10 protein-coding genes are annotated in these 23,698 nt (G+C 35.8%); all 10 read right to left on the bottom strand.

Translation table 11 applies throughout. The annotated features are described in order from the left end of the window. Positions 1–9: 9 nt before the first annotated feature. Entirely contained in the window at positions 10–3,234 is a 3,225-nt protein-coding gene (locus tag KO493_RS09435; RefSeq protein ID WP_216067709.1) for a SusC/RagA family TonB-linked outer membrane protein, read from the bottom strand. Positions 3,235–4,275: 1,041 nt separating this feature from the next. Next, positions 4,276–5,124: a 3-keto-disaccharide hydrolase gene (locus KO493_RS09430; protein ID WP_216067708.1), complete on the bottom strand. Its 849-nt coding sequence runs from the start codon at positions 5,122–5,124 to the stop codon at positions 4,276–4,278. 30 nt (positions 5,125–5,154) lie between these two features. Further along, positions 5,155–6,075, bottom strand: a complete 921-nt coding sequence (locus KO493_RS09425) for a ThuA domain-containing protein (RefSeq protein ID WP_216067707.1) — start codon at positions 6,073–6,075, stop codon at positions 5,155–5,157. Positions 6,076–6,147: 72 nt separating this feature from the next. Beyond that, a complete protein-coding gene (locus tag KO493_RS09420; protein WP_216067706.1) occupies positions 6,148–8,304 on the bottom strand; it encodes a right-handed parallel beta-helix repeat-containing protein in 2,157 nt (718 codons plus the stop codon). Between the two features lie 347 nt (positions 8,305–8,651). Then, the gene (locus KO493_RS09415; RefSeq protein ID WP_216067705.1) at positions 8,652–9,737 is read right to left on the bottom strand and encodes an alpha/beta hydrolase fold domain-containing protein; all 1,086 of its coding nucleotides are present in this window, start codon (positions 9,735–9,737) and stop codon (positions 8,652–8,654) included. Positions 9,738–10,216: 479 nt separating this feature from the next. Next, entirely contained in the window at positions 10,217–12,439 is a 2,223-nt protein-coding gene (locus KO493_RS09410; RefSeq protein ID WP_216067704.1) for a ricin-type beta-trefoil lectin domain protein, read from the bottom strand. A 61-nt stretch (positions 12,440–12,500) separates the two neighbouring features. Then, a complete protein-coding gene (locus tag KO493_RS09405; protein ID WP_216067703.1) occupies positions 12,501–14,606 on the bottom strand; it encodes a T9SS type A sorting domain-containing protein in 2,106 nt (701 codons plus the stop codon). 17 nt (positions 14,607–14,623) lie between these two features. After that, positions 14,624–17,728: a T9SS type A sorting domain-containing protein gene (locus tag KO493_RS09400; protein WP_216067702.1), complete on the bottom strand. Its 3,105-nt coding sequence runs from the start codon at positions 17,726–17,728 to the stop codon at positions 14,624–14,626. A 51-nt stretch (positions 17,729–17,779) separates the two neighbouring features. After that, positions 17,780–20,506 carry a T9SS type A sorting domain-containing protein gene (locus KO493_RS09395; protein ID WP_216067701.1) on the bottom strand — a complete coding sequence of 909 codons (2,727 nt, stop codon included), beginning with the start codon at positions 20,504–20,506 and terminating at the stop codon, positions 17,780–17,782. Positions 20,507–21,507: 1,001 nt separating this feature from the next. After that, positions 21,508–23,622, bottom strand: a complete 2,115-nt coding sequence (locus KO493_RS09390; protein WP_216067700.1) for a right-handed parallel beta-helix repeat-containing protein — start codon at positions 23,620–23,622, stop codon at positions 21,508–21,510. Positions 23,623–23,698: the final 76 nt, after the last annotated feature.

Below are 23,698 nucleotides of genomic sequence, written 5' to 3'. Positions count from 1 at the left end.
TTTTTGTTATTATAAATTAACTCGAATCCCAATATTAGCAACTCGTTGCAACGGATAATTCAACCCATTACCTCTTAATTCGGGATCCCATAATTTAAATTGACTCCAAGAAACCAAATTGTTTCCATTCACATACAGCCTTACTGATGCCTGCCCAAATGGACCTCCCTTTTTAGGTTCAAAATTATAACCTATCTCTACAGATTTTAAACGCATAAAAGCGCCATCACGCATCCACCACGTGCTTTGTTGGTTATTATTTTGTATAGCAGTTGTTGATAAACGAGGCCATAAGGCATAAATATCTTGATTATCTTCTGACCAATGGCTATCAGCAAAAGCTTGTAAAATTTGATTTTCTGCTATAGATCCGTTTAAATAATCACCATTACCATCTGTATCTGCAAATGGTGATAGCTTTTGAGAATCAATAAAGAAAGAAAAGCGATCTAGCCCTTGGAAAAAGGCTGAAATATCAAAATTCTTATATCCTAATGAAAAACCAAAACCATAACTAATTTCTGGTTGGGTTGACTCCCCTATTGGAACAATGTCTAAATCGGACACAATGCCATCTCCATTAATATCAGTATACTTTATATCTCCAGCCATCACTTCGCCATAATTTTGAACTGGCGAGTTGGCTACATCTGCCTCATCAACAAAAAGTCTTTCTGCTACCAATCCATATGGTTGAGTTAAAGATTGTCCTATCTTAGATAACCAAGGAAGCCCTGCAAAATTATAATCGGGCTCTTCAAATACTGTAAACTCACTTTTACTGTCTACGTAATTCCCGTTAAATTGTATCCACCAATCTTTATTAAATTGATGGTTTACACTTAATGAAAGTTCAAAACCTCTAGATTTTGCTTCCCCTATATTTGCTTTAAGCTCAGATTGTAATCCTAACACAGAAGGAACATCTGAACGTGTTTGTAAAATATCGGTTCTTCTGGTTCTAAAATGTTCTGCCTGAAATTGAATAGCATCGTTTAATAAATTTATTTCTAAACCATAATTTTGTTGATATGATTTTTCCCAAGTAATGTCATCATTAGCATAACGGCTAATAGAAACTCCATTACTACTAAAATCACCATAAGTACCAAATTGAGCACCTGCCCCTGCATTATTTAAATTAACATTAGACAAATAAAAGAAACGATCTGCAGCTGTACCTATAGCATCGTTACCAACAACACCATAAGACCCTCTTAATTTAACTCTATTAATTAAATCTGATTTCCAAAATTTTTCATTTGAAATAACCCATCCCGCTCCAATGGAAGGAAAGAAACCAAACCTATTCTTTTTTGCAAAACGCTCAGAGCCATTATAACCAAAATTAAATTCTGTAAAATACCTTTTATCATAGTTATAGGTAAAACGTCCTGAAACCCCAATATTTCTACTAGGAAGCGATAATTGAACATCTCTAGTAGCTCCATTTGACTGCTCACGCAAAATACCTACTAATAAGCCCGAAATATCATGCTTATCATTAAATGAATGTGCATAATTTAAAGCAGTCTCTGCATAAATCACAGACCGAACTACAAGACCATCATCTGCATCTTGATCAATATCTAAATATTCGGTACCCGTATCTGGATTTAAAGAGGTTAAAGTGTAGATGTCATCAAGAGCATTATAAGAGCCTATATCATAATAAAATGGTTGATAGGATCTATTAATAGTGAAGGCAGAAGTTCTATTCATATTAGCCAAAGCCCTCCATTTTAATCCTGGCACCAAACCTTTTAAGTCTTGATGAAGTTCAACTTGTACTAAATTAACAGATCTACTATACTCTCTATAACCTCTAACTAATTCTGCATAAGGGTTAAGATATGCTCCTGTACCATCGCCACCATCACCATCATTACCAAATAAAAGATGTTCTGTATACTGATTATTAGCATCGGGCGCATAAGTAGCAGGAAACCTTACGGGACTCGTTCTATTTATTGCGTTATACAGCTGTGAACCTGTAGGTATAGGTCCAGTATAATCATCTATTGTAGAATTAACTCTAACAACAGCCTCTGTAGTTTCTGTAAGATTTATATTAATATTAGCTCTAACAAAAAATTGTTTTGAATCGATATTGTTATTAAAATTAGCATTTTCATCTATTTTTAATATCCCTGTATCACGAGAAAGACCTGCAGAAACATAATATCTAGCTGTTTTACCACCACCAGAAACATTAAAATTTAATCTTTGGTTAGTAGTAAAATCTTCTAACAATTCATCTTGCCAATCTGTAACAGGATATACATAAGGGTTAGCCGTTCCTGATAAGGTATTATCGATTTTATTTTGAGAATAAGGTTCTGCTACCCCTCTTGTTCTAGCGGCTTCTGTATGCAACTTTAAATATGATATTGGATCTGCGAAATCAATATTTTTAGTTGCTTGAGAATATGATGTTTCATACCTAACACTTACTCTAGTTTTCCCTATATCTCCTGTCTTTGTAGTAACAGAAATCACACCATTCGCACCTCTAGCCCCATAGATAGCGGTTGCTGTAGCATCTTTAAACACGGAAAAACTTTCAATATCATCGACATTAATTCGTGCTAAATCATCTGCAGTTAATTCAATACCATCAATCAATATCAATGGACTTTGGCGAATACCAAATGTTGTAGCTCCACGTACAAAAAAATCTGCATTATTAGCACTAGCCCCAGGTTCACCAGAACTTTGAAATGCTATAACACCTGGTACTCTACCAGCTAAGGCTGTAGTCAAATTACTTGCAGGTATTTTTAAATCGGCAGGAGTTACTTGAGTTACCGATCCTACCAAACTTTCTTTAGTCTGCGTATCATAACCAACGATTACAACTTCACCTAAGGCTTCTGCATCTTCTTGCATGGTCACATTAACAACGCGTCCTGTTCCTACAGTCACACTTTGCTTTTTATATCCAATATAAGAGAGCTCTAAGATATCACCTTTATTGGCGTTAATTGTAAAGTGTCCATCAAAATCGGTCTGTGTACCTCTAGATGTTCCTCTTATAATAATATTAACTCCAGGTAAAGGTACACCTGTATTATCAAGAACAGTTCCAGTAATATCAGTTTGCTGAAATTCTAAAACGTCCTTAGTACTGGCATTGGAGATACCAATGAAAAAAGAAACAAGCAATAAGCCTAAAATAATTCCTTTTCTTTTCCTTTTGCGTTTTTTCTGACTTTTCCACAATGTGTCAGTCATAAAATAAAATTCATTCATACATTTTTAGTTTAATTTGGTTTAGTTATTGGATTGAACTGAATTATCTATCAAATCTGGTATAATAAGTCACGAAATACCCCTCGTGATCTTGATCATACCCTGATAAGAATATTGTTAAAAATTCTGTAAAAGTGTGAAACGCCAAAAAAAGTGATTGTACATTTGCATTATAAATATTCTCGTTTTTTAGCATATAAATTAATTTTAAAAGATTGAAAATCAATCTTTCTTTAATTAAACTCTATTATAACTACTAAAAACAAAATCAAGAAATAAGAATATATTCTTACAAAAAAGATAAAATCAACTCGCCAGGTATTAATGCTTTGGTAAAGCAAAAGGCAGTTAAAAGTGGTGGTGGTTTTTTAGTTTAGTTATACTAACAAATATGTAAGTGTTTAATTAAAAACCTTTTCTCATATCACTTTTTTTATTGATCGATTTAAGTAAGTTGATTTAAGCAATTTTAACCAACTCATAATCAACACCTAACAGCCGTTGGTTCCTCAAATCAATCTGTATATATTTTTACAAAAAACGATGTAAATACAATTTTTGATAGATTAATCTGACAACGCGACTAGCGTAATCAAGGTGCCAATTTTAATTATGTGGGTCTAGAAAAATATTAAGGAAGTTGGAATAAATTAAACATTCAGTTTATTTAGACTAATCAATAAAAATTAACAGTGCTTACACCTCAAAATAGAACTCGAAGCACTTTCATATTAGCATTAAAGACTTCCTATTAAAGCCTTAGTCTTCCTGTTATTAACAACACATAGCTCTGTATGGATTTTACGCCTTTGAATAGACTTACCATGGTATTAAAGGGCTTAAGTTTTGAGTTTTCTAACTGAATATTATTAGTTTTTGATGACGTGCGAAGCAATCTGACAACGCATACACCGAAATAGGTATAATGCACACCTTTTAAGGGGCATTTCCCTGTGAAGCTATGGTAATATGTAAGCGTCATAACACTAGCCTAGGAACGCTATAGTATCAACAAATACGAGTTTAGTTACTAAGAAATTTTTCAATTGAAATAATCTCGTCAAATTCTTTAATCTCAATGTTTCTGTAATAAATTTCTGCAGTTTCCGACTGAAATCCAATTATTCCAGCACTAGGTTTTAGGTTAAAAATAACATTAACCACTTCCCCATTTAGCTTATGAATGGCGTACTCACCACCCATAACAATGATTTCACAGCTATTCCATTGGTCGTTTAGCGCGTTAAAATTTCTTGTCGCCTTAGCACGATGCAACCATTTTTTACCTTTATATGAATCTTGCCCTGTATAAAGGATACCACCATTATTAGGGAGTTGGTAAGTGTCTTTTTCAGGATTGAAATACCAATCGTAAGTTTGTCCTGGAGGTCTAATGGCATCACCAGTACCGTTTTTATCTTCGGTTTGTACATATTGAATTTGGTATTCTACACCCGTTGGAAAAACCTTATCATCGGTGATGTGATAATAAACACCCGCATCATATTCCCATTTATCAAAATAGTTTGCTTTTTTATGCCCCCATTTATACTGAAATTTTAAATGGTATTTTTTGTAGACTTTTTTGGTATATGCCATACCAATTGTACCATCTGTACCTTCATTAAAATCGATTTCATCTGGCCAGCTATTATCGAAAACATGAATCCCACCGGCTTCTATGGCAAAAACTTTTTTAGCTAATTCTGGGTCATCATCTTTTAGTTTTAAGTACCAGCCATCGAAATTTTTGCCATTAAATAATTTTACAAATCCCTTTGAAGGATAAGTATCCTGAGCGTGTATCACTTGTACACCAATCCAATTGAAAAAAAAGCAAATTGATAATAACATTAACTTATTTAGTCTCATAATTGTGATCTTTATTTCAATAGGTTTATACTAATTTAAACTTTCGGAGGCCAATTGTGTAGTTGTTTCTGTTGGGAAATTAGCCGGTATTTTAGAAGTCACTTTTCCAGTTGCCAACCATTCGGTCGCTCTAATTAAAGTGGTTTGAAATCCGATGCATCGGAAACCTTCTGGATAAACTTCTCGTTTCCAAATATGTCCCATCGTTGAATTATAAACACGGCCTTTACCGTAATTTACAGTCCACTCTACTGGCCAATTCACATTATTTTCTTCATCGGTCGCATAAGATAAAACCGTTACGTTTTTTACAGAGCCTCTAACATACTTATAGAGTTCTAAATCTGCTGTTTTCCAAGCTTTCGGAAAGTCTTTATTAATGGGATGATCCTTTAAAATATAAACCACTTCATCGTTTCTTTTGCCATGATAAGTTGTTTTACCTTCTCCACTTGGTATTTGTAGCATTTCACCATGTTCATCAATTTGGATCGCAATCCCTTCATCTACCTCACGCCATCCTGGCCCCATCATTTCATCGTAAGCCGTCCAATGTGTAAACGCATTATTTGCAGAATGCAATATGTAAAGTCCGCCACCAGATTTCACATACGCTTCTAAGTTTTCCTCAACGCCTCTAGGCCACCTTAATGCCCGGTTATGATAATTATTAGTATTCTGAATAATAACATCATATTTACTAAATTCAGGATTCCAATCGTCCCATCCCTCGGCTTCAGGCGTTGCTGGTGAAGTAGAAACACTAACATGAAACAAACCACTTTCTTCAAGAATTTTCTTTACAAGAAAAGTGGTTTGTTGCCAATTGTGATTGCTAAAACCGTCTACAATCAATACCTCAATTGCTTTTTGCTGCGTCTGACTGTACCCCTGTACTAGACATAAGCACATAACACAACACATAAGAACACTTCTAAATCGCTTTTTCATTTATTAAAATATTAAATACGACTGTCTTAAAAAGGAATCTTTTCTGACGGTCGCATTGTTAAATGGCAATCTTTATTTACGCAAGCCTACCTGCGATAAATCAATAGGTTTTATTCCTAATTTTAAAGCTGGAGACCCTGGTTTAAACCTAAAATCTCCATTTTGAGGATCCACAAACATCGGGTCAATGGCTTGACTGTGTTTATCTGCACCTCCTTTTATATTTTTATCAATAAGCGCCTGCCCAATACTTACATCTTCTTTACTAAAATAAATATTATAATCGGTATCAGCATCAATAGCTCGTGCTAAAGCTCTACCTCTTCGATCTTCGGAGTTACTTTTTTTACCAGCTGGTAATTCATCAATAAAATTCCCTGGCTTGGTTGACGAATAGAATATATTATGCTTGATCTTAGCACCCGTTAAAGGGCCTTCACGTACCGATAAATAATACCCTCTAGGTGGTGCGATTATATCTATCACAAAATTGTTTTCCACCTTATTATCTAATTTCGTTAAAATACCTTGCGAAACACAATTGTAAATGACATTCTCGGTAATGTAAGTTCCTGTTTGTCCGCCATCGGTACGAATAGCTGCTTGCATAATCATATCGGTAACCATATCATGAATATAGTTTCTATGGATTCTATTGTTTTTACCAGAACCTCTAATGTAAATGGCATTACCATCACCTAAACGCTGCATACCATGGTGAATTTCATTGTTTTCAACTAAATTATCATGTGTATGCAAATATGGTAAAATTTCTTCTAAGGTAACATCTTTTGTAAACTTAGGCACTTCATGTTGTCTAATGGTACGTGTTAATTCTCTAGCCGGCTTTTTCGCCATAAAATGTGTCATACAACCAGCCAAAATAATTGCCGTATAATCGGTATGGTGAATTAAATTATTAGCGATATGATTTTCGCCACTTTGCCAAGCAAAAATCCCTGGTGAATGCCAATAAATTTGTCCTACATGGTGTATATTATTATTATACACCGTATTTTTTCTATTCACATCTTTGGTTCCGGGACCATAGCCACAAAGTAAAATTCCACCACCGCCCATATGCTCTATATGGTTATTGGAAATCGAATTATTAATACCATGTAAATCTACACGAACAGCGCCACTACCGCTATCTAAAAAATGACAAGAATCCACTGCACAATTTTCTGTTCCGCGAAAGCGCACTAAAGCATTTGCCTTATCTTGCATATCCCAATCGTGTTGTAAACCTTTATCGTCTGGTGCTAATGTATAACGTTCACCATGTTTAAAAGTTAATCCTTTAAAATGAAGGTTTCGTACAGGAACATCTTTAGGTCCTTTTTTATCTATTTTACCTTCTACACGAATAAATTCTATGAGTTGTGGAAAAACTACAGCAGAATCGTTTCGTGGCCATAAATATACTTTGCCTGTTTTAGTATTTAGCATCCACTCCCCTTCTTTATTCAAGGCTTCTGGTACATTTTCAACCCAACAATTTTCAGTTTCCTTTAAAAAATGCAGAACATTCATAGCATAGGTAGCATCAATAGTTGTCATGGCCGTATTGGTACTTTCATCTACCGATTTTAACGGTAGCATATTTACAATCCAAGCATGATGTGGTCGTACTTTTATTTCTGCATCTGTTACATTTGACCAGTTTTTTAAGAAACCATCTGGAAAATTTAATCGGTTTCTTCCATTTTTACCTTCACCAGTAATAATTCCTTCTGACTGTGCACGTGGCAACATGCCTTGACCATCATAAAGGGTTAAAAATTTATCAGAGGTATTTGCCTCTAAAAGTTTTCCTTTTGCTTCAGCTGGTAATCCAGGTATTTCTTGGGTTACTTTTTTCCAACCGCTAATTTCTTTTCCTGAGCTAAACACAGGGGTCTCGCCAGGAAAAGCGGCGTAAGTAATAGTAGCTGTATCTTTTCCTGAATCTTCTAAACCAAAAGTAACCGTTTTATTTAACTGATATACCCCGTCACGGATGTATACCACAATGTCTTCAGACTTACTCTTTTTCAAATCACGAACACCATCTCGTGCACGTTCAAGCGTCGCAAAAGGCCCGTCTGTACCTTGAGCATTAGGTTCTGGCAAAGTTCCAGACCAATTATCCGAACCTTTTGTGGACACATAAAAATCGGCAGATTGAGCAATAACACTCATGCTTGCAACGATTAGCACTAAAAATAAAATCAAGTTTTTTTTCATTATATATGTTGTTTCGTTCTATTCTTTACGTTTTTTAAGCAATTCCAGTTTATTTTTTCAACTTTTAACATCCCTAAGATTAAAAAAACTCGCTGAATGCAATTGAAGCCAATTCAATTACACACAACGAGTTATAAAAACTAACCTAACTAATTAACATCTAGCTAAATAATTTAATTCCTAATACGAATTAATTACCTAACTAAAAATTTTCTTGATGCTCCAATCGATTCCAATTTTAAATACAGGATACATAAACCAGAACGTATCCTAACTCATTTAAATCGTTTGTAATCATCAATGTTTTTAATCTCATTTGAATTTTTTATAAACTTCTACTTTTGGTTTTATTTTTTATGTTTTAGAAAAAAATCTACTGTTGTTGTAGTGATAACTTCCAAGGTTGGTGAAATTTCACCACCTGCTTTTCGCCAATTATGACCCGCATTTTTCACTATGACCTGCTCAACAGGCGCATCAATACGCTTGGCTTGTTCCATCATGTGGTAGGTATGTGCCACAGGAATAGTCGTATCGTTGTCTGCTGCCATCATTAATAATGGCGGACTATTTTTTGTTAAATAAAATATAGGACTCATCTCCTTGTACATGGCTGCTATTTTTGCAGGATCTGTTTCTGTTTTTGTAATCCTATTACTAAAGCGGTCTGCATCTTTAGTAGTGTCTTTTGTTTCAAACAATGACTTAACTGTAAAATCTGAAGGCCCATACCATGACGCTCCGGCAATAACTTTATATGGTTTTCCATAAAGCGATTGATCGCCTTTAAACAAATCTGGATTAGCAAGCGTAATCATTTGTGCGATATGTCCGCCAGCAGAATCACCTAAAACATAAACACATTGCGCATCAACGTTTAAAGTATCACTATTTGCAGACAAGTAACGTAACGCATCCATAGCATCAATAACACAGTCGCGCATTAAAACAGATTTTTGTCTTGTTAATCGGTAATTAATAGAAACTACCGCAAAACCTTGCTTAACCAATTCTATAAAAGGATCTTGAACTGGTGACTTAGCAATATTCTCTTTACTTCCATTAAACCACCCACCACCATGTGTATAAAGCATGATTGGATAGTTACTATGATCCGTTTTTCCTGATGGATAATATATATCTAGATATAAATCTTCCTCTTTTGTTGATTTGTACTTGACATTTAAATTTATTTCACCTTCTGTGTTCAGGTGTGGTATTTTATAGGTTGAAAACTCTTCAAGTGAAAGTGATCCACTTTGATCGGTATCGTGTTTTTTGACCTGTTTCCAAATTTGATTTATTTCGTATTTTTCAAGCAACCCATTACTATTACTATCTAATTTTGAAAATTGGCTAATAGATAAATTATTTTGGGCTTGCAGTGCAACTACTAAACCAAGGCATAAAACATATGTAAAAATGTGCTTCATAAAATACTATTATCAAATCCAAAAAATGGAAACCCAATTTTTAAAAATTAATCACCTTCGATTAAAATCACATTGAGATGTTTACAAATATGCACCCACAACCCCTTATTAAGCTTACTCTTGTCTTGCTTTTATTTGCTGAATTCGACCAGATTGATAAGAGTACTGCAAACCCTAGGTATTTAAAGGCTTTTTCGGTGTAATTGCTCAAATCAACTTAGAATTAATTTGATAAAATCTAAAGGAAGCATTGTATTATTAGTTATAGAACATCATAATGTTTGATATTTCACTTTTTTCTAATGCAGTTTTAAAGACTTAAGAACTAAACTGTGGGACGCTCTCTTTTTTTTATAAGAAAAAGTAACGTTTTGTTTGGCCAACAGATAGAGGCATTAGTATAATTTACTTAAACTAAAACAAAAAAAATGCCCCACTAAACTTAATTAGCGGGACATTTACTATGTAACATCATTTTACTAATGACGCTTGATAAACTTTTTGACTACAGATTTTCCTTCGGTATTGTGAAATTTAAGGAAATAAACACCCGATTGTAATCGAGAGATGTCTAAACGCTTTGCTTCCTTTTTCACTGCTATAATCGTCTTACCCGTAATATCCATAACTCTAGCGTTCTGGATGGTTTGATTAAAGGAAATGATATCATTTGCAGGGTTAGGATATAAAACAAATGTATCTGCTTCAGATGCCGCTTGAATTTTACCCGAATCAGTATTTTTAGCTGTATTACTTATAGTAGTTATACTCCATTGTAAATTCTGACTTGCACTTGCTGAACTCCATAAAGATATGTTCTGGCCATTAACACCGCCGCTTCCACCATTAAGTGAAAAACCTGCTGCATTACGCTTTTCTAAACGGTAGTAACCCGATCCAACATCAACCTTATTCCAGTGTTGGTTTTGATTGGTATCATCACAAGTATACAGGTATACATTTTGATTTTTAACACCTCCGTTTCCACCATCAATACAGTGGTTGGTTCCGGCTTTTTGATAAGAGTAATACCCATCACCGCGATCAATTTCTATCCATTGTTGATTGCTATTACTTTCGTCTGAAGCCCATTGGTAAACATTTTGATTATCAGCACTTCCATTTCCGCCATCAATAGCAAAACCTGGTGCACTACGTTTTGTTATATGTACCGTATTATTAGCTGGTAATGTAACGCGTATGGTTTTCGTCTCAACGAGTCCATCTGCTGTTTTAGCTCTAAGATTAGCTTTCCCATCACCAACAGCTGTTAATTTACCATTAGCGTTTACAGTAATGATTTCTGGATGTGTGGTATCCCATATAATATCTGTACTCGCATTTTCTGGCGTAAAACCTACGGTAAAATTTTTCACCTGTCCCACCTCTAGAATAATAGTATCTTCTGGTAAAATAGTAAGCCCTGTTACCCCAGAACCATTTTCATTTTCTAACAAATAGGCATCTAATAATTCCATTTGGTGTATGGTCCAATCTTGAGCCAGTAAATTCTTTTCAAAATTATACCTTCCTACTAAAGACACTCCTAACGAAACAGCACCGCCTCCTAATAATAATTTACCATAATACTCTGCAAAGTCTTCATCTGGCACACCTGGAGTTACACCAGTATTCCATTGATTATCACTCATAGGAGGATCAAAATGTGCTACCACATAATCATCCCAAGTACGAGATTTACCATCGTCAATATGCGCATAACCATTCCTTTCTACAGACCAGTCAATTAACCATTGGTTATTTTTTACAGCGCCAACATTTTTACCGCCATTAAAAGGGTGACCAAACATATAATCATCAAAAAGAGTCGCCGGTGTAAACGGATTTAAAGGTGCGCCATCACCAGGAGAATTTTGAAATGCTACCGAAGCATCTGGGTTACCTTTATGTACAGCATCGGCAAAAGCCTGATAAAGTCTTTGATCGTTTACATCATCACTATCTACGATATCGCCCGCATTCTCCCAGATCGCTCTACCTGAATCAAAACACCAAGCATCAATTAAATCGCCATAGGTTTTAGCATAATCTCTAAGCACAAATTGCGCATAGCAGAACATGTATTTACGTTCTGGATAATCTTCATAATCCCGATACGCTTTAGCGTTTATAAATTTCTGTGCTTGTTCATCGGTATCACACCATGCTTTCCATCGATTAGTAATATCAGGAAAGCCTTCAGGATCAGAATCCGAACGGTTTAATAGATTGTAACTATTCACATAAACCTGAACCTTTAATCCTTGAGCTCTAATAGCGTTGATAATATCTAAAAACGGGTCTCTGCCTATAGATTCCCTTGGAACTACTAGGTTCAATAAATTACCATCACTATCGGTATCGCCTTCCCATAAAGACTCTATTAATGGATGTGGCGCCACATGAACAGGCGAATAAATACTAGATTCATTTAAGTGAATTTGAATATAATCTAAGGTTTCTAAATGTGAAACTTGAGCAAGAAAGTGTTCTATGGTAAAGTTATCACTTTCGGATGCACCATTATAAGATCTGCCAGGTTTCCAATTCAACCCCCACGCACCTCTTAGCCAGTCGGCACGTTTTCCCAAATCGGGGTCGGGAACCTGCGCCTCTACTGTGTTAAATGTTGATAATAAATAGGCAACAATGAATACGAATGTAAATTTGTTACTTACAATGAATTTGGTTTTTGTTTTCATAATTAAAAAATTTAGTTTAGTGGTGTTGGTTGAGTTGGTATTTGTTAGTTTCTTTTATGCATCATAGGCCTTTTATAAATTTTTTTGTTATTATTTTTCCTTCAGTGCTTACGCCTTTTAGGAAATAGATTCCTGATTCTAAATCAGATACATTTAAACTTTTAGTTTCTGAAGTATACGTTTTTACAACCTTGCCAGTGATATCTAAAATCTTTGCAGATTGTATTGGCATATTGAATGTAATTTGACTTGAAGCTGGATTTGGAAATAATCTAAAAGATTCAGACTTTAATGGATCTCCCTTTGAAAGCCCTAAAGTCTGAAGATCTACAGTTACCTGAACGATAATATTTTGAACCGCCCACTTATCATTACTCGCTTCCGAGCCATTTTTAATGGTAAAACTTTCAACTTTAGAAGTTGCTGTGGTTGCTAATAGATCTACTTCTTTACTTGCTTCTCCGCTAAATCGACCCAATTCATAATCTGCCGATCCATCAGCTGAAAAAGTAAAACGATCTCCGACGTTATGTCCATTTACAATAGTTATGGCTTTAAAGGTATCGATATTGAAATTTGCAGAAGTTAATCCGCTAGTTCCAGTAATAGTTCCTAAGGCCGCATTATCTATTGTTGCTGAAAATTTTTGATCTCCAACAAAAACACGGTCACCGGAAGCTTGATTTAATCCATCATCACTGATGGCCCAACTTTTTGAAGACGAGGTTCCGTTATTATCACTAGTACCTGAAACAATAACGGCACTCGGGTAAGTTGTAAAATCGCCATTTGGTGTTACGGTAATATTAACCTCGAAAGTCGTATCATAGCCTGGCACCGAACCAATACCCGTCATAGTTATGGCTCCTGAGCTATAGGTTGTATTCTCTTCAGCTTGAATATGGACATCGATCGCATCTCCCGTTTGAGCAACTTCCTGAATGAATTCCTCCATCGGACTGCTGTACATAAAATCTTCAGTAGACGTTACATTAATGTAAAAATACTTCGTACCATTAGGTATATCTGCCGTTATTTCGTTTGAAGTTGTATTTAGATTCACAGGAGCTTCCAACCAAGTATAAGAGCCTTGCTCCCAATTCCCTACATAAGTGGTATAATACAATACGGCACTTTTAGCTTGACCTTGATAAGAAGCTGTTACGGTATTACCCGTGACGTCATCCACAGAAATAGACAATGGCGCATCACCATTATTGGTCATATAATCGGCAAAGTCATAAATCTCTTCAGGCGCATATCCAGCCGCTGTACTGTGAGCCATAAGGTGTTCAATACGCAAGTATTTTTCGGAAGAAATAAGATTGTAAGTAGGTGTTGCAATATTCATTGCAAATTGCTTGTCGTTATTACCATTCACATAAAACACTGGTAATTTTTGGTTCGGGATATAAAGTGAAGGCTCCCAATTGGCAAAATAAAAATCTAATTCGGCTTGACTGTTAAGCGCCATATCGACACTGTATTTAGGACTTTCATCTAAGTAACCACAGCCATAAACGGGAATTGAAAATTTAAAACGATCATCAATACCAGTAATCACATTGGTTAGAATACCTCCCCAAGAAATCCCGTTAATACCAATTTGATCGGCATCAACTTCTGGGAAACTTCGCAACAAACTATTCGCTAAAATAGCATCTGCAACGGCGTGATAAAACCATTGTTCACCAATAGCATTATCTGCATCTCTAAAAAAACCAGCACGTCTAGGTCCAGAATATTCCCAAGTGGGGTACCATGGGTCTTTTTCACCAGGTAATTGACCTTCGTGAGCTATTGCAATAGCAATGTAACCACGGTCTGTCCACTGTTTAACCCAATCAGGAAAAGCGGTTCCTCCGCCTCCATGCACTAAAACAACAGCAGGTGCTTTTTCTCCTGCTTGTAAATTTTCAGGTACACCATACCAACAAAATACTTTTGTTGGATTACCTCCATAATCAAGTGCATCTATAAACAAACCGTTTATATTGTCTGCCACTTGATAGGCATCATAAGCTGTTGTGAAACTGTAGGTTGGTGTATTAAATACCCCTGCACTAGTTAATGTGTTTTTAACATAGTCAGGACCACTATTTTGCGCTGTCATGGGAATCCATAACAGCACAATTAGTGTATAAGTTAAAATTAACTTTATTTTCATATTGTCGATTTCTATTATTAATTACGCTTTACAAAACGTTTAACTATTGAAACCCCTGCTCCATTTTGTCCTTTTAAGAAGTACATTCCTGAAGCTAATTCTGAAATATTAATGGTTTCTGTTTGCTCTGAGATAGACTTAATAAGCTTACCAGTAACATCAATAATATTAATATTCTGCATTGGCATATTAAAGTTCAATTGCGCTTGCGCTGGGTTCGGGAATAAACGGAAACCAGTCATGTCTGAATCATTGTCTGCTACAGATAGTAAATGATTAAAATTAATAGCGACTATTATTTCTCCAACAGACCACTTATTGGTTGTCATTGAAAGGCTAGTTCCACTTGCAATAGTTAAATCATCAACCTTATTAACATCTAAACTAAAAGGATTAGATCCTAAATACCCCAGTTCTGATAAACCTGCACTGGTTGTTATGTTTACAGCATCTTTATCAGGAGACTGTCCATTCATAATTAAAAGTGACTCAATAGTCATATCTTGAAAATCGGCTGCGGTCAAAGTACCACCATTCGCATTAAATGATACCAATTGAATGTTACTTAAAGTTGCCGAATCTAAGGCATCACCATAAAACATATTACTTTTATTAGCATCTCGTCCATCACCTCCTAATCCCCAAGATTGGTTGGTTGCTGTTCCTCCTGAGGTTCCACTTAAAATAGCTTTCCCTGTTTCAGGCGTTACATCAATTGATAATTGAAAAGTTGCCATACCATCAAAGGCTGTCAATACCTCTGAAGTCAATACGGCTACTTGGTCTACACCATAATCTGTGTTGGCTGTTGCTTTAATGGCAACCGACGCATAACCATTTTCTAAAACTACATCTGCCTGAGTAACTGTGATTTGAAATACAGAATCAGATGAATTAACACCATCACTAAGCGTGATATTAAAAGTTTGATCTCCTTGATCAACTTCATCTGGAGTACCTTCTAATTGCCAGTTTCCTGAACCTAAATCTACTAATTGTAACCAATCGGCTCCTGCGCCTTTTGTAAGGGTTAGGGCGTCACCTTCAAAATCATAAAAATCTATGAGTTCCTCTAATTTATAAGTATAACCTTCAAACACTTTTCCTTCACCTAAAGTACGTGAGTCTGTAATCCATACTGGCGTCCCATTACCTGAATCGGTAAATCTAGTTGGGTGTCCTATAGTTATTATTGCTTGTGCGTCTGTAGTGTGTACACCATCGCTTAAACTTAATGTGTAGTTGTTGTCGCCAATATCACCAACTGCTGGTTCTCCACTTAATTGCCACTCGCCGCCAACTAATTGTTCGATTTTAAGCCATGCTGGCCCAGCTGAAATACTAATGGTTAGTGCATCACCTTCAAAATCGTAAAAATCTACATCTGGTACTAATAAAGTTGCATAACTTTCGGTAGCGTTTCCATCAGGTAAATCCATCGTTGTAGTTTTCCAAACTGGTGATCCATCACCCGGATTAGTAAATCCATTAGGATCTGATGTCACTTCAAAGTTAACCGTTCGAGTACTAGACCCATCGGCATCTTGAGCTACAATATCAAATGTATAAGAAGTTGCAACAGTTTCAGTTGGTGTTCCGCTTAAAGTCCACCCTGTACTTGTTTTGGCAATAGTTAACCATGCTGGAGCTCCTGACAAAGTTAAATTTGTTACTCCTACATTCTCAGGATCCCAAACATCTTGACCTTCCTCAATGATATGCGTATAAGCTTGTCCAACTTTAGCCTCTGTTAAAACTGTTTCTTGTCTAAACCAGTTTGGTACACCTGGGGTTTCCAATTCCATTAAATGTGCATCCATGCCCTCTAATTGAAGTAAAGCCCAATCTCTAGCGACAAGGTTATTATTATCAGGAGATGATTTACCTGCTAAGGCAAGCCCCCAAGAAATAGCTCCACCATTTTGAACAGCTTCCAAATTCCATAAGTTGAATTCATCATCGGTAAGCGCAGGCGTGTTACCTCCGTTCCAAGATGTGGTACTCATAGGTGGATCATAATGAGCAACAACATTGTCATCCCAAGTCCATGTTTGTGGATCACTTCCTCTATGCGCATACCCATTGGTTTCTTTCATTTTCTCAATGTGTGCATAATTACGAGAATACAATGAAGGATTTCCAATGGTATGACTTCCTCCGTCTCTACCGCCATTATATGGGTGTCCAAACATGAAATCATCGGCATGTACAGCCTCTGAGAACGGGTTTAAATCTTCCGTATCACGTTCTGGACTATTTTGAAATGATAATGCAGCATTAGGGTTACCCGCATGACAAGCTGCCTTAAATGCATTGTAAATCATTTGGTCTTCATAAACACCATTGGTTGCGCTATCACCATTCATTCCCATCCAGCTACCTGAATCGAAACACCATGAGTCAAGTAAATCGCCATAACGAATCGCATATTCCTTAAGTACAAATTCTGCATAACAGAACATATATTTACGTTCTGGGAATTGCGCCTCCGCATTTACATAAGTACTTGTATTAGCATCCCAAATTCCAGTATGATAAGGTTGACTTGCTATAAAAGCTTGTGCCTGAGCATTCGAATCACACCACGCCTTCCAACGTTCTGTAATGTTTGGAATATAGTCAGGGTTGCTGCCACCATTACCATCACGTGAAAGCATATTCGAACTGTTTACATACACCATCACCTTCATACCTGCAGCTCTAATATCTTTAACGATCTCTAAAAAAGGATCGATACCATAAGACGCTCTTGGTACGACAAGGTTAATTGGATTACCATTCGCATCGGTATCACCTTCCCAGAAACTCTCTAATAAATCATGTGGCCCCATATGAACCGACGATTTAATAGACGATTCTCCAAGGTGCACTTGAATATAATCGATAGTTTTTATATGACTAATTTGATTAAGGAAAGGCTTAATTGATAATCCTTCATGTCCTCCGTTATATAGATCGACAGGCTTCCAGTTAATTCCCCAAGTTCCACGAAGCCACTCGGCACGTAAACCTTGATTAGGGTCTGGATTTTGGGCTTCTACCGTCTGTAATCCTGCCACACCATAGGCAGCACAGCATAATAAAGCCGATTTAAAAAATGATTTTGTTAATTTTAAGTTCATCTCTTTCTTTATTTAATTTTAATTCTAAATAGGTTAAGCAATTATTTATGATTAGTTCTTTTTTACGAATTTCTTAACTAGTGTCTTTCCTGCTGTACTACGCCCTTTTAAGAAATATACACCTGGAGCTAATTGTGAAACATCTAATTTTTGAATTTCTGAATTATAGACTTTTACAACTTTTCCAGTAATGTCCATTACGCGTACAGAATGAATAGGCATGTTTAATACAACTTCATTTGTAGCTGGGTTAGGATATAATTTAAATGATGTTATATCATCGTTAGAATTATCGTTAATGGATAATGTCTCATCAAATTTAACAAGTACACCAATACTTTCTATAGACCATTTATTTTTTGCTCCAGTATTACCGGTTCCTATAGAAAATTCCTGAATATTATCAATTCCAGTTTCTGTACTTAAATAAACACCGTCCAATACTTGAGATGTTTTTCCTATAATAGTTTCAACACCTCCCACTTTAACTGAAACATTATCAGTTCCAGATTGTCCATTTCTAACAAAAACAGACTTAAAAGATGTCATCAATTTATCAACCGTAAGAGTTCCTCCGTTTGCATTAAAGTCTATGATTTGAATATTGCTTATGTTTTCTACCCAATCGCTCGTAGTTCCTAAGAAAATAAGATCACTTATTCCAGCAGTCCCGTCACCTATTCCCCAGCTATAATCTGTAGAATCTCCGCCAGAAGCTCCTGAAATTACCGCTTTATCGCTTGGAGGTGTTACATCGACAGAGATCTTATAAGTCGCCACGCCATCTGGCACTGTTTGCGTTTCTGAAATCATAGTTGCCACCGAACCGATTCCATAATTTGTTAATGTTGTAGCTTTAACCATTACACTTACACCTTTTGAAATATCAATTGGTCCAACAGTTAATTTCATGTCATTCTCTATTGAATTTACACCATCAGAAAGATTAAGGTTGAAATTAGTATCACCAATATGTACTTCTTCTGGTGTACCGCTTAAATACCAAATGCCGGATGATAATTTTTCTAAATTAATCCAGTTTGGACCACTACTGATAGTCACATTTAAATCATCACCTTCAAAATCATAAAAATCAACACCCTCTTGTAAATAATATTCAAAGAATTCTTCAGCTGCAGTTGTACCTAAATCCATAGAAGTTACTTTCCAAACTGGCGAACCATCTCCTGGATTTGTAAAATCATTTGGAGGAGTTACTACCTTAAGAGTTACTTCTCTAGTACGCTCACCATCGGCATCTACAGCTTTTAATTCGAAAATGTATTCTGTTGGTGCCGTTTCTGTTGGTGTACCACCTAAAGTCCAAACACCTGGAGACGTTTCTGCAATGGTTAACCACGTTGGAGCCCCTGCAGCAATAATTTCAACACTAGTTACACCCACATTTTCTGGATCCCAAAAATCTGACCCTTCAACTAAATCAAATGCATAATCTTGACCAGGCGTAATTTCTGGTAAAATAGTATATTGTCTTGCCCAGTTTGGTGCCCCAGGAAACTGATTCACACTAAGATCGGCATCAACCAATTCTAATTGTGCTAAGGCGTAAGGTTGTAATGTTAAATTAGGCGACGCATTATTAAGATTTGTTACCACTAGAGGTGTTCCCCAAGTAATACCACCGCCGTTAATTAATCCAACATTATTCCATTCCACAAATTCAGCGTCTGTTAAACAAGGTACGCCTCCATCGTTCCATGATGATGTACTTTGTTTTGGAAAGAAATGAGCAACAACGTTGTCGTTCCATGCAATGCCATCATTTGTATACGGCAATCCATTATTATCTCTCATGTATTCGCAAATACCAAAATTCACAGTATACAGAGGATCTCTTGGATCAACCATATTACCGGCACCACCAAAAGGGTGTCCAAATTTATAATCTTCAAAAAGAGATGGTGATCTATATGGTAAAAATGGATTACTATCACGATCTCCAATACCATTATTAAAAGTAATAGCTGCATTTGGGTTTCCCGCATGACAGGCATCTGCAAATGCTTGATAAACTCTTTGAGTATTTATATCTCCCGAGCTATAATCATCACCAGCGCCGCCACCAATATTAACATGAGCCGCATCAAAACACCAGGCATCAATTAAATCGCCATAACGCATTGCATATTCTTTAAGAATAAATTCTGCATAACAGAACATATATGGTCTACGATCATCGTTAACACCATCGGTATGGTATGACTGACTATTAATAAAGGCTTGAACCGTAGGATCTGTATCGCAATACGCTTTCCAACGGTCGGATAAATCAGGGAATACATCTGGTGCAGATCCAAATTCTTCCCATTGTAATAAATTAGCTGAATTCACATAAACTTCTGCTTTAAGTCCTGCAGCTCTGATGGCTTTTAACCATCCCAAAAACGGATCTGGAGCAGATGCACGAGGCACTACCAGGTTTACAGGTTTACCATCAGGCCCTAAGTCACCTCCCCACAAATCTTCTAAAATAGGATGTGGTGCGGTATGTACAGGAGAGTAAATATATGGACTTGCCAATCCAACTTGAATAAAATCTACTGTTTTTAAGTGGTCAATTTGAGTTAAAAAATCTTCAATAGAAACCCCTTCAATGTTTCCATTATAATTATTTTCAGGTAACCACAGTAGACCTAAAGATCCACGCATCCATTGGGCTCTTAAACCCAAATCTGGATCTGGGACTTGTTGTGCTTTTACGTTTACCGAGAATAAACATAAGAGTAATAAGATTAAAGTAATTTTACTGGTTTTCATTTAGTTTTAGTTTAAAGTTGCTAGTAATATTTAATAACGATTTAATCGTTTTGAAAAAAAGCGCTATCATTTTATTTTAAAGACGAATTCCAATGCTTTGGATTCACTCCTACTTGTTGTTATTATAAATTTCTAATTGAATGTATGTAGGTTCAAATGCGCTAGGATAATCAAGTATTTCATAGAGTTTCGTCTACATTTAACAAAGCGATAAATGTTAACATTTTGTTCTCATTTGTAGCAGTACATGTACTTAAATGAAAATTAACCAAAAACTCCTTTTTCTTGATAGTATAGCGTTCTATAGTAAGTGTAATTTTTCATCATAAGGTTTAAGTTTTAGATTTAGCCTGACTCATTTATGGGGTTTTACAAAGATGCATACTGCATACAGAAATACACTTACTCTTGTCTTTCATTTTTTATGCTGTATTCAATCAAAGTGATATGAGCAACAAACACCCCAAGAAAACAAAGGGTTTTTACGCACTGATTGCTCAAATCAACTTTGTTTTTTTGTTTAAAAATTCTTAAAATTATCTATAAATCCTTGTCTCTAATTCAAAATATCACACCAAAATTTATCTAATTCTTATATTCTCAATGCAATAAAAAATGAAATAACACATTAAAAACTACTCGTTATCAATAAGATGGCATGCGCATTTTTTTGTTAAAAATGAATGAATTGGGTTAAAATTATCGCCAAAAAGCAAAAAAAAAGCACCTTAATTTGACGCTTCAAACTAAGATGCTTTGGCTATAAAATAAATTATACCAATTTAACCATATAGTGCCACATATAATTTGTTTCTTTTTCGCCCATATTTCAATATAAAATAAAACCGTAGCTAAGGCTATGCTTGAATTTTACTATGTCATCTGAACAAAAAAATAATTCAAATTAAGAATACAACATTATACAATTAAATTGGTATTAAAAGGAAACCTATTTGAGAGAAGGTTATTCTTTATAATTTTAAACGCAAATGAAAGTCTTATTATTCTTGAGTTCGTAAACCTATCTCGGAAACATCTATAGGAGTTATACCCATTTTTAATGCCGGTGAATTGGGTTGAAACCTAAAATTACCATTTTCGATATCTACAAACAAAGGATCTGTAGCCACACTATTTTTATCTGAATTATCCTTATTCTGAAGCCTATTTAAGGTTTTTTCAGCTAAACTTTGGTCTGCTTTATTGTAATAGATGTTGAAATCGGAATCAACATCCTTCATAGACGCTGGTACTCGGCCACGACTATCCTCGCCAAATAAGCCTTTTCCTGGAGGTGGTTGAGAAATAAAAGTACTTTCTTTAGATAACGAATAGAAAATATTACGCTTATTACTTGCGCCATGCATAGGCCCTTCTACGATCTTTAAAAACACTTGTCGAGGCTCAAATATTTCGGCAATGATGTTGTTTTCAAATCGGTTATTCAATTTTAATATCATCCCTTGCGATGTACATTTATAGATGATATTTTCAGAAATTTGTGTATCCATTTGTCCGCCATCGGTACGAATACCGCTTTGTTTCCCTGTTTCTGCTACTAAATCGTGAATATAATTGCGACGTATAATATTTCCTGGGCCAGAGGCACGGATATAAATACCATTGCCATCACCCAATTTATTCATCACGTTATGAATTTCGTTGTATTCAATAACATTATTTTTACTGTGCCAATACGGTCTCACAACATCTGGTGTTAATTCCTTTGGCAACTCACCTATTTCGTGCCAACGTATCGCTCTATATTGCTCTCGAATATTAGAATGCTTAAAAAATCGAATCACACAACCCGAAACAATTAAACCGCAATAATTGGTGTCATGAATTAAGTTGTTTGCGACTCTGTTTTCCCCACTATTCCAAAGAAAAATTCCTGGCGATTGCCAATAAATTTCACCAACATGATGAATGTTATTATTATAAACGGTATTCTTTTTATTGACATCTTTAGTTCCTGGTCCATAACCACAAAGCAGAATACCGCCACCGCCCATATGTTCGATATGATTATTTGAGATGTTATTTTTTATACCATGTAAATCTACGCGGATCGCACCACTTCCGCCATGCAAGAAATGGCATTTTTCTACCACACAGTTTTCTGCTCCCCTTAAACGTAACATGGCATTGTTCTTATCTAACATGTCCCAATCGTGTTGTAAACCAGCATCATCTTTATTTAAAGTATAGCGTTCTGCATGTTTAAAAGTTAAACCTCTAAAATGAAGGTTACGTACCGGAATATCTTTAGGGCCTTCAAAATCGATTTGACCCTCTACGCGAATAAACTCTAAAAGTTTGGGTGCAAAAACTTTAGAATCGTTTCTTGGCCAGAGATATACCTTTTTTTCCTTTGTATTAAGTACCCATTCTCCAGGTTTATCTAGAACTTCCAAAACATTTTCAACCCAATAACCTTTTCGTTGCATGGCGTAAGTCGCTTCAACTGCTGTTGTAGCAATGCCTTTTTCTTCATCGACAGACGCTAAAGGCAACATGTTTACAATCCAATCGCGTGTTGGACGTACTAAAATTTCAACATCTTCCACATTAGGCCAATTTTTCAGTTCACCTTCAGAAAAATGAAGTTCATTTCTTGTGCTTGAATTTAAGGGCTTATATTTTTCGGACTGCGCTCGTGGCAACATCCCTTCTTCATCATAAAGGGTAAGAAACTTGTTTGATACATTTGCTACTAACAGATTACCTTCTGCAGCTTTTGATAATCCAGGAAGTTCTGAAGTCACTTTTTTCCAACCAGTTATTTCTTGACCAGAACTAAAAACCGGTGTTTCTCCTGGGTAAGCCGCATAGGTGATACTTGATTCGCCTTCTCCTGAATCTTCAACTCCAAAAATAACCGTTTCATTTAATTGGTAGCGTCCTTCTCGAATAAGTACTGTGATGTTTGATGTTTTATTTTTTTTCAATACCCTAACCGCATCACGAGCTTGTTCTAGGCTTGCAAATGGCCCGTCTGTGCCATCTGCGTTGGGCTTCTCTAAAGTTCCAGACCAAGTATCAGACCCTTCGGTTGATACATAAAAGTCGGCTTTAGCTGTTGATTCATTGTGAACGCAACTTGATAAACTCAAAAAAAATATTGAAAAAAAAAGAATATATTTCATAATAAGGTAAATGTAAGGTTCTGTATTTAGTTTTAATATAGAC

The sequence above is a fragment of the Pseudotamlana agarivorans genome, from assembly GCF_018860245.1.
In the GTDB taxonomy this organism is placed as follows: domain Bacteria; phylum Bacteroidota; class Bacteroidia; order Flavobacteriales; family Flavobacteriaceae; genus Pseudotamlana; species Pseudotamlana agarivorans_A.
The sequence above is the reverse complement of the archived record's forward strand: the minus strand, read 5'-3'. Positions and strand labels throughout refer to the sequence as shown.